Source organism: Nocardiopsis listeri (assembly GCF_020741345.1).
GTDB classification, from domain to species: Bacteria; Actinomycetota; Actinomycetes; order Streptosporangiales; family Streptosporangiaceae; genus Nocardiopsis; species Nocardiopsis listeri_A.
Genome location: NZ_DYZD01000375.1, coordinates 1 through 6,603, shown reverse-complemented (window position 1 = coordinate 6,603; position 6,603 = coordinate 1). Strand labels below are relative to the sequence as shown.

7 protein-coding genes are annotated in these 6,603 nt (G+C 71.5%); 3 read left to right on the top strand and 4 right to left on the bottom strand.

Annotated features, from left to right (window positions below):
- The coding region (locus K8V84_RS20095) for a xanthine dehydrogenase family protein subunit M (RefSeq protein ID WP_304077268.1) at nt 1-351 on the bottom strand (351 nt) is incomplete at its 3' end.
- A 312-nt stretch (nt 352-663) separates the two neighbouring features.
- Here K8V84_RS20095 and K8V84_RS20090 point away from each other — a divergent pair.
- Together K8V84_RS20090 and K8V84_RS20085 are read left to right on the top strand one after the other, a co-directional pair.
- The gene (locus tag K8V84_RS20090) at nt 664-2,244 is read left to right on the top strand and encodes a PucR family transcriptional regulator (RefSeq protein ID WP_304077265.1); all 1,581 of its coding nucleotides are present in this window, start codon (nt 664-666) and stop codon (nt 2,242-2,244) included.
- A gap of 37 nt (nt 2,245-2,281) precedes the next feature.
- Complete coding sequence (locus K8V84_RS20085; RefSeq protein WP_304077262.1) at nt 2,282-2,986, top strand: pentapeptide repeat-containing protein; 705 nt, start codon at nt 2,282-2,284, stop codon at nt 2,984-2,986.
- Nucleotides 2,987-3,171: 185 nt separating this feature from the next.
- On the opposite strand, the gene K8V84_RS20080 is transcribed toward K8V84_RS20085, so the two are convergent.
- Complete coding sequence (locus tag K8V84_RS20080) at nt 3,172-4,029, bottom strand: NAD(P)H-binding protein (protein ID WP_304077261.1); 858 nt, start codon at nt 4,027-4,029, stop codon at nt 3,172-3,174.
- 82 nt (nt 4,030-4,111) lie between these two features.
- Between K8V84_RS20080 and K8V84_RS20075 the strand changes: the two genes are divergently transcribed.
- Nucleotides 4,112-5,077 carry an AraC family transcriptional regulator gene (locus K8V84_RS20075; RefSeq protein WP_304077258.1) on the top strand — a complete coding sequence of 322 codons (966 nt, stop codon included), beginning with the start codon at nt 4,112-4,114 and terminating at the stop codon, nt 5,075-5,077.
- A gap of 101 nt (nt 5,078-5,178) precedes the next feature.
- Here K8V84_RS20075 and K8V84_RS20070 read toward each other — a convergent pair whose 3' ends face one another.
- Together K8V84_RS20070 and K8V84_RS20065 are read right to left on the bottom strand one after the other, a co-directional pair.
- Nucleotides 5,179-6,150, bottom strand: a complete 972-nt coding sequence (locus K8V84_RS20070) for an alpha/beta hydrolase (RefSeq protein ID WP_304077255.1) — start codon at nt 6,148-6,150, stop codon at nt 5,179-5,181.
- A 119-nt stretch (nt 6,151-6,269) separates the two neighbouring features.
- A partial coding sequence (locus K8V84_RS20065; RefSeq protein WP_304077253.1) for an aminoglycoside phosphotransferase family protein occupies nt 6,270-6,603 on the bottom strand: 334 nt, incomplete at its 5' end.

Genomic DNA, 6,603 nt, shown 5'->3' with positions numbered 1-6,603 from the left:
CGACTCCCCGGCGGGGGAGGCCCCGCCCAGGTTGCCGCCGACCGTGCCCCGGTTGCGGATCTGTGGGGAGGCCACCGAACGGGAGGCCTTGGCCAGCGCCGGCGCGGCGCCGCTCAGGTTCTCGATGACCTTGGTGTAGGGGACCCCGGCGCCCAGACGCGTGTGGTCACCGTCGGTGCCCCACTCGGTCAGCTCCGGGACCCGGGTCAGGTCGATCAGGGCCGGCGGTCGGCTCTTGTCGAAGTTCAAGGCCACCATCACGTCGGTACCGCCCATGATGGGCACACCGTCGGGGTGGGCGCTCCTGGCCTCTAGGGCCTCCACCAACGTGGAGGGCCTCAGGAATTCCATGCTCGTCCTCGTCCTGCGCTGTGGTCCGGTCGCGTCCTCGCCGACGCGAACCTTCGTGGAACCGGCGATCTCGGTTATTTGGGGGCGATCCTGTGAAGTACACCACTCGAAATCAAGACCCGACCAGGCGTCGATGACATGAAGTGACCTGGGAACCAACAGCGATCGTTGGTCGTTTCCTCCAAATGACATCGGTGAGAACATCTAGGGACCCCGGCTCCAGTGCCCGACGCGCTCATCGTGGGACACACTGTGTCCTGAGCCGGAGCCATCCCAGGTGGGGACACGCCCACGCGAACACGAAGGAAGTCCATGCAGATCAGTGACCTGCTCGCCGTCAAGAGACTGCACCTGCGGTTCCTGACGGGAGCGGAGCACGCCCACCGCGACATCCGGTGGGCCTACACCACTGACCTGCTCGAACCGGCGCGCTACCTGCGCGGCGGCGAATTCGTGCTGACGGGCATGATGTGGCGTACCCGACCCGAGGACTCCGAGACCTTCGTGACCTCGATCCTGAGCGCGGGCGCCGTGGCCGTGGGCGCCGGAACCGCCTTGGGCGAGGTCCCCGACGACCTCATCGCCGCGTGTCGCGCCCACGACGTGCCCCTCGTGGAGATCCCCGCGGAGACCTCCTTCGGCGCCGTCACCGAAGAGGTCCTGCGCTCGCTCACCCAACGCCGCTTCACCACCATCGCCGAGACCCGCGACCGACACCGTCGCCTGATGGCCGACGTCGCCTCCGGAGCCGACTTCCCCCGGGCGTTCGCCTCGGCCGCGACCCAGTCCGGACTCCGGGCCTGGGTGCTCTCCTCCACCGGCCGCGCCATCGCCTCCGTCGACGACCCGCTCACGGCCGGGGAACGCGAATATCTCGCCGCCAAAGCCCTCACCTGGTCCTCCTTCCCCCACGGCACCCGACTTCCGGCGGAGAACGACGGCGGCCGTGCCGTCACCGTCCTTCCCGTGCGGGCCAAGGAGTCCCACCCGCTGTCCGGGTGGCTGCTGGTGGTCACCGGCGACCACACCGGTTGGAGCGAGGAGGTGCACGAGACCGTCGCCGAACTCGTCTCCATCGGCGTGCTGGCCCGCAGCCGCGAGGAGGAACGCGCCCTGACCACCGCCCGCCACCTGGAGGGCCTGCCGCGCCTGCTCGCCGCCCAGCGCTTCGACGAGGTCGCCGCGCTGCTGAGCGGCACCGGTGACAGACCCGCACCCGACGACCGCTCCCACGTGGTGGTCAGCGCCATGATGCTGCCCGAACCCCGGGTGCCCGACCTGGCCCGCCGCGTGGTCACCGAGCTGGTCGCCGACCACCCCGGCGCGGTCGTCACCGGTGACAACGACGCCCTGGCCGTCATCCCGGTGGAGGGCACCGACGAACAGGCCCGTGCCAGGGGAGAGGCCCTGCGCACCGAACTCGTCCACCGCACCCGGGTCCTGGAGCCCGGCCTGCTCGACTACCGGCTGGCCATCGGCCTGAGCTCGGCCGCCCGTGGTATCGGTGAGCTGCGCGGCGCCGCCGTCGAGGCCCGTCACGCCCGCCGCCTGGCCGAACTACGCGGTGGACGCTCCCGCGTCATCGCCGGAGCCGAGATCGACTCCCACGAACTATTGCTGGCCTCGGTCCCCGAGGAGGTGCAGACCTCCTACCGTGAACGCCTCCTGGGCCCGCTCATCACCTACGACCGCGACCACCGCTCCGAGCTGGTGGAGACCCTGGAACGGTTCCTGGACCACTCCGGTTCCTGGCAGCGCTGCGCCGCCGCCATGCACGTCCACGTCAACACCCTGCGCTACCGCATCGGCCGGGTGGAGGAGCTGACCGGACGCGACCTGAGCAACCTCGAACACCGTGTCGACCTGTTCCTGGCGCTCAAACTGCGCGACTGAACGCGCTCTGTCACAGCTCGGGTCTAGGGTTCGGTGCGTGAGCACCGACCTTCTCGCCAAGACCGAGATCACCGACGCCGACCTGTCCGAACTCGACCTGCGTGACGCCCTGGCCGAGGACCCGGGCACCCCTCGGATCCTGACCCGCTGTGACCTGAGCGGGGCCGACCTGCGCGACGCCCACATGGTGGACGCCCGCCTGGTCGACTGCAGGTTGGACGGCGCCCGCCTGGACCGGGCGGTGCTGGAGGGGGCGGTGGTGACCGGTGGCAGTGCCTCGGGCGCTTCCCTGAACCATTCCGACTGCACCGACACCCGCTTCGAGCGCGTGGACCTGGCCAACACCCGCTGGCAGGGCGCCCTGCTCACCGACACCGCCTTCCACGGCTGCCGGATGACCGGCGCGGGCCTGACCTCGCTGCGCGGCATCGGCTACACCTTCGCCCAGTGCAACCTCATGCTGGCCCGCTGCAAGGGCATCGTCCTGCGCGGACAGAGGCTGGAGGGCCTGCGCATGGACGAGGCCGACCTGGCGGCGGCCGACCTGCGCGAGACCGTGTGGGTGGAGTCGCGGCTGCGCGGAGCACACCTGGTGGGCGCGAAGTTCGCCGGGGCCGACCTGCGAGGAGCGGATCTGGGCGAGGTGCCCCTGGAACAGGCCGGTTACCTCAGGGGAGCGACGATCGGCCCGGTCCAGGCAGGCCTGATCCTGGCCTCCCTGGGCATCACCGTCGCCGAGTAGGCGGGTGGAAGGGACGGGGCGCACGACGCCCCGCCCACGACTCCTTCACCCCTGCCGGAGCCCGGTGGCGGCGACGGTCTCCCGGGCGAACTCGGCGAACCCCTGAGGCTCCCGGCCCGGACGGGCCCTTCGGCGCCCTCCTTCGACCACCCGAGGACCACCCGGTTTCCGTCCGGCCCGGTCGGTCACGGCCGCTTCCACCCCTGATGGAACGTCCTGGCGACGTAGTCCGAGAAGTCGCGCGGCTCTCGCCCCAGGGCCTCCCGGACACCGTGGACGATCGGTGCCTCCTTGTTCCGGCGGATGGCCGAGAACGCCGCGACCAACTCCTGGGCGGCCTCCTTCGACCACCCCTGCTCCAAGAGTTCGTCGACATGGTCGTCCGCCGGCACCGGCTCGTAGCGGACCGTGCGCCCCAAGGCCGCGGAGATCTCCGCGGCGGCCTCCGCCAGGGTCAGCGCCCGGGGCCCGCTCAGCTCGTAGACCCGCCCCTGGTGACCCGGCTCGGTCAGCGCGGCCACGGCCACGTCGGCGATGTCCTCCGCATCGATCCAGGCGGAGGCGCCGTCCCCGGTGGGCAGGCGCAGTACCCCGGCGCGCACCCCGTCGGCCAGCAGCCCCTCGCCGAAGTTCTGCGCGAACCACCCCGGGCGCAGGATCGTCCACTCCAGCCCACCGGCCTTCACCGCCTCCTCGGCCGCCACATGGGGCGGCTCGCCCTCCGCTCCCTCGAACCAACCCGGCCGGCCGACCCCGCGCGCCGACAGCTGGACGATCCGCCTCGCCCCGAGGGCCGCCGCGCGCTCCACGAACGCCGGGATCCGCGGGTCCAGGTCGTTCTGCACCAGGTACACCGAACCGGCTCCGTCCAGCACCCCGTCCCAAGTGCTCGGATCGCTCCAGTCGAACGCCCACTCGGAGGAACGGGAGGCCGCCCGTACCGCCACGCCTCGCTCGCGCAACCGAGCCAGGACCCTGCTGCCGGTCATCCCCGTCGCGCCGGTCACCAGGACCGGTCGCTCATCTGGATTGTTCTGTGTCATGACTTGGAGTCAACCGTCTTGCCTTGAGACGTTCCATGGCCGAAACGCTCGAACCGATATCCGGGCGTCTACGCTGAGGGGTATGGACGCACTCGCCGATCTCCTCTCGGGTGTTCGGGCCCGCGGAGCCCTGTTCAGCCGGTCCGTCATGGCACCGCCCTGGGCCCTGCGCTTCGACCACACCTCACCGCTGACCCTGGTCACCATGGTGCGCGGCCACGCCTGGATCGCCCCCACCGCCGCCGAACCCCTCGCCCTGGGCCCGGGGGACACCGCTCTGCTGCGCGCGCCCGGGCCCCACACCATCGCCCACCCCGTCGACGCCCCCGTCAGTTGCACCGTGGTGGACGCGGACCTGTGCCTGGGTCCGGACGGCGCACCCCTGGACGAGGAGACCAGTCTGGGGATGCGCACCTACGGTGACTCCCTGGACGCCCCCGACCTGCTGCTGAGCGGTTCCTACGAGGTCGGCGACGACCTCGGCCCCTACCTGTTCTCCGCCCTGCCACCGGTCCTGGTCGTGCCCGCCGACGAGTGCTACGACCCACTCGGCGCGATGATCGCTGCCGAGGTCGCCTGCGCCGCCCCCGGCCAACAACTGGTCCTGGATCGACTGCTGGACCTGGCCCTGATCACCAAACTGCGCGCCTGGTTCTCCATGCCCGGCGTGGAACCGCCCGCCTGGTACACCGCCATGGGCGACCCGCTGGTCGGTCGCGCCCTGCGCCTGATGCACAACCGGCCGGCCCACCCCTGGACGGTGGCCGAACTGGCCGAACGGTGCGGGATCTCCCGAGCGGCCCTGGCCCGCGCCTTCACGGGCATGGTGGGTACCCCGCCCATGACCTACCTGGCGGAGTGGCGGGTGTGCCTGGCCGCCGAGCGGTTGCGCACCACGGACGAGACCGTGGACACCATCGCCCGCCGGGTCGGCTACTCCACGGCCTTCGCGCTCAGCGCCGCCTTCAAACGCGTTCGCGGCACCACACCCACCGCCCACCGGCGCGGAAAACCGGTGGAGGCGCCCGCTCCGGCCGCCCTGACCTGAAACCGAGGATCGGGGGCGGTCAGAGTCGCGGTCGACATGGTCGACGACGTAGGCCTTGACGAAGTCATCGCCGCTGACGGTATCGGCGCCGCGGACCGGGGTCAGTCGCTCAGGACGCGGCGTAGCCACGGTAGCCGCTGACCCCGCGCGCTCCGGCTGAGGGCCGCGTCGGCGGCGATGGCGTCGAAGGAGTGGTAGCCGCCCGGCCACACGTGCAGCTCGGCGTGCCCGCCGACCTTCCAGATCCGGGAGGCGTACTCCACCACCTCGTCGCGGAAGGTCTCGGCCGTCCCCACCTCCAGGTAGGCCGGGGGAAGGTTCGACAGGTCCTCCGCCCGGGCCGGCGCCGCGTAGGGCGAGGTGTCCGGGCCGCCCTGCGCGCCCTGGAGCAGGCAACCCCACCCGGTGTCGTTGGAGGTGCGATCCCACGTGCCCACACCCGCCATCTGGTGGGCGGAGACCGTGTCGTTGCGATCGTCCAGCATCGGGTAGAGCAGCAACTGCGCGCGAACCGCCGGACCACCGCGATCACGGACCAACAGGTTGACGGCGGCGGCCAGACCGCCTCCGGCGCTGGCACCGCCCACCACCACGCGTTCGGGCTCGACCCCCAGCTCGGCGGCGTTCTCGTGCAACCACACCAACCCCGCGTAGCAGTCCTCCACCGGGGTCGGGTGCGGGTGCTCGGGCGCCAACCGGTAGCCCACCGACACCAGGACCAGGTCCAGTTCACGTGCGATCTGAAGCAGTTCGGGGATCTCACCGCCGCGATGGGTCCCGCCGATCATCCCGCCGCCATGGATCCAGTACAGCGCCCCGGTGGTCGCGGTGGTCTCCTTCGGCCGCCACACGATCAACGGAACCGAGTGCCCGCCCGGCCCCGGCGCGGTGCGCTCGGACTCGATGAAGATCCCGCCCAGCGTCATGTCGGTCTCGTCCCCGGGGGCCAGACGAGCGGCGCGGGCGCGCATCGCGTCGATCCGCTCCGGGACGATGCCTGGCGGCATCTCGGCGTTGACCTGGGCCAGAGCGGGCAGCAGTTCGGGGTCGAAGGAGGGGCGGGGAGTGGACATGGAGGCCTTCCACGAAGGAGTGACTGAGGTGGCGGAACCCTACCGAAAGCGACATCGGGGCCCGGTCGGCACCCCGACCCTGGGCGTCGAAGTCCCCGATGTCACCGGTCCCGGCCCCCTCAGTCGTCCAACGCCCGATCGATGAGTGCGTGCGCGCGTGGCACCCGCCGGCGCCCCTCGTCCATCCACAGGCAGTCCTGGAGCAGCCGCACCCGCGTCCAGGCCCGCGCGCGGTCCCGGTCCAGCCCGGCCACCTCGGTGAGCAGGTCGAACCTGCGCCTGGTGGCCCGCACCGGGTCGCCGGTCTCCTCCGCCTCGACCCATCGGTTGCGCAGGGCCGGCAGCAACTCGAAACCCGGATCGCCCACCAGTGGCTTGGGGTCGATGGCCAGCCAGTCGCCCCGGTCGGTTCCCTCCAGCGGTGCGAGCACGTTCTCGTAGTGCAGGTCCCAG

Coding starts and splice junctions, on each gene's coding strand:
- K8V84_RS20070 (WP_304077255.1), bottom strand. CDS start 6,150: ATGTCCACTCCCCGCCCCTCCTTCGACCCCGAACTGCTGCCCGCTCTG.
- K8V84_RS20075 (WP_304077258.1), top strand. CDS start 4,112: ATGGACGCACTCGCCGATCTCCTCTCGGGTGTTCGGGCCCGCGGAGCC.
- K8V84_RS20080 (WP_304077261.1), bottom strand. CDS start 4,029: ATGACACAGAACAATCCAGATGAGCGACCGGTCCTGGTGACCGGCGCG.
- K8V84_RS20090 (WP_304077265.1), top strand. CDS start 664: ATGCAGATCAGTGACCTGCTCGCCGTCAAGAGACTGCACCTGCGGTTC.